Genomic DNA, 1,536 nt, shown 5'->3' on the forward strand with positions numbered 1-1,536 from the left:
GTCTACCCGCCGCTGACCACGGTGGGCCAGTCGATCCGCGAATTGGGCGAGAACGCCGCGGCGCTGCTGCTGTCGCGCATCGCCACGCCGCGCCGGGAGGCAGCCGAGCAACGCATCGTCGCCCCGCGCATCGTACTGCGCGAATCCACCGGGCCGCGCCCGGACTTGTTCAATGATTACCGTTAAGGAATCGTCATGAGTGCCAAAGTGCTGGTGGTCGGTAGCCTCAACATGGACCTGGTGGCACGCGCCGAGCGCTTGCCACGGGCAGGTGAAACATTGGCGGGCGAAAGCTTCTCCACCGTGCCTGGCGGCAAGGGGGCCAACCAGGCAGTGGCGGTGGCGCGGTTGGGCGGCAGTGTGGCGATGGTCGGCAACGTCGGCGATGACGCCTATGGCGAGCAGCTGCGCAAGGCACTGGAAGTGGAGGGCATCGATTGTCAGGCAGTCGGCGTGTGCCAGGGGGTGTCCAGTGGTATGGCGCTGATAACGGTGGATGCCAGCAGTCAGAACTGCATCGTCATCATTGCCGGTGGCAATGGTCTGCTGACACCTGAAACCGTGCAGCGCTTCGATGGCCTGCTGCAGGCCGCCGAGGTGATCGTCTGCCAGCTCGAAGTGCCTGCCGCCACGGTAGGCTGGACCCTGGCCAGGGCGCGCGCGCTGGGCAAGCGAGTGATCCTCAACCCGGCGCCGGCCACCGGCCCGCTGCCGGCCGAGTGGTTCGCCAACATCGATTACCTGATCCCCAATGAACACGAGGCCGAGGCGTTGACGGGCCAGTCGGTCGACGACCTGGACAGCGCGCGTCGTGCTGCTGAGTGCCTGCTGCAATTGGGCGCTGGCAAGGTGATCGTCACCTTGGGCGCGCAGGGTGCACTGTTTGTCAGTCAAGATGGCAGCCGGCATTTCCCGGCGCCGCAGGTCAAGCCGCTGGATACCACGGCAGCGGGCGATACGTTCGTCGGTGGCTTTGCTGCGGCGTTGGTGCAGGGCAAGGAGGAGGGCGAGGCGATCGCGTTCGGCCAACGCGCTGCTGCATTGTCCGTCACCCGCGCCGGGGCGCAGCCGTCGATTCCTTACCTGGCGGAGCTCACCCCATGAAAAAGACCGCGCTGCTCAATGTGGCCTTGTCGCGCACCATTGCCGGCATGGGCCACGGCGACATCCTGGTAATCGGTGATGCCGGGCTGCCGGTGCCGCCGGGCGTCGAGTTGATCGACCTGGCGTTGACGCCGGGGGTTCCGGATTTTGCCAGTGTGTTGCGGGCGGTGCTCAGCGAGCTGCAGGTGGAGCGGCATGTCCTGGCCGAGGAGATGCAGAAGGTGGTGCCGCCGGCGTTGGTCGAGATCGAGCGCTTGAAAGGCAAGCTGGGCAAGCGCGAGTGGCTGAGCCATGACGATTTCAAGGTGCTGTCGCGCAGTGCCCGTGCCGTGGTGCGTACCGGCGAGTGCCAGCCCTATAGCAATATTGCCCTGATCTCCGGCGTTACCTTCTAGAGGCGAGGGCTGCGCCCTCGTTCGCCGGCAAGCCGGC

At 66.1% G+C, this 1,536-nt stretch carries 3 protein-coding genes; all 3 read left to right on the forward strand.

All coding sequences use genetic code 11. The features are described 5' to 3' along the window. A partial coding sequence (locus tag PMI38_RS21200; RefSeq protein WP_008098628.1) for a substrate-binding domain-containing protein occupies positions 1-186 on the forward strand: 186 nt, incomplete at its 5' end. Positions 187-195: 9 nt separating this feature from the next. Further along, the gene (gene rbsK / locus PMI38_RS21205) at positions 196-1,104 is read left to right on the forward strand and encodes a ribokinase (protein WP_008098630.1); all 909 of its coding nucleotides are present in this window, start codon (positions 196-198) and stop codon (positions 1,102-1,104) included. Continuing rightward, complete coding sequence (gene rbsD / locus PMI38_RS21210) at positions 1,101-1,499, forward strand: D-ribose pyranase (RefSeq protein WP_008098632.1); 399 nt, start codon at positions 1,101-1,103, stop codon at positions 1,497-1,499. The genes rbsK and rbsD overlap by 4 nt, the downstream gene beginning before the upstream one ends. Positions 1,500-1,536: the final 37 nt, after the last annotated feature.

The organism is Pseudomonas sp. GM84, assembly GCF_000282535.1.
Lineage (GTDB): Bacteria > Pseudomonadota > Gammaproteobacteria > Pseudomonadales > Pseudomonadaceae > Aquipseudomonas.

What these genes read in the sequence shown, in the direction of transcription:
- rbsK (WP_008098630.1), top strand. Translation starts at nt 196, where the DNA reads ATGAGTGCCAAAGTGCTGGTGGTCGGTAGCCTCAACATGGACCTGGTG.
- rbsD (WP_008098632.1), top strand. Translation starts at nt 1,101, where the DNA reads ATGAAAAAGACCGCGCTGCTCAATGTGGCCTTGTCGCGCACCATTGCC.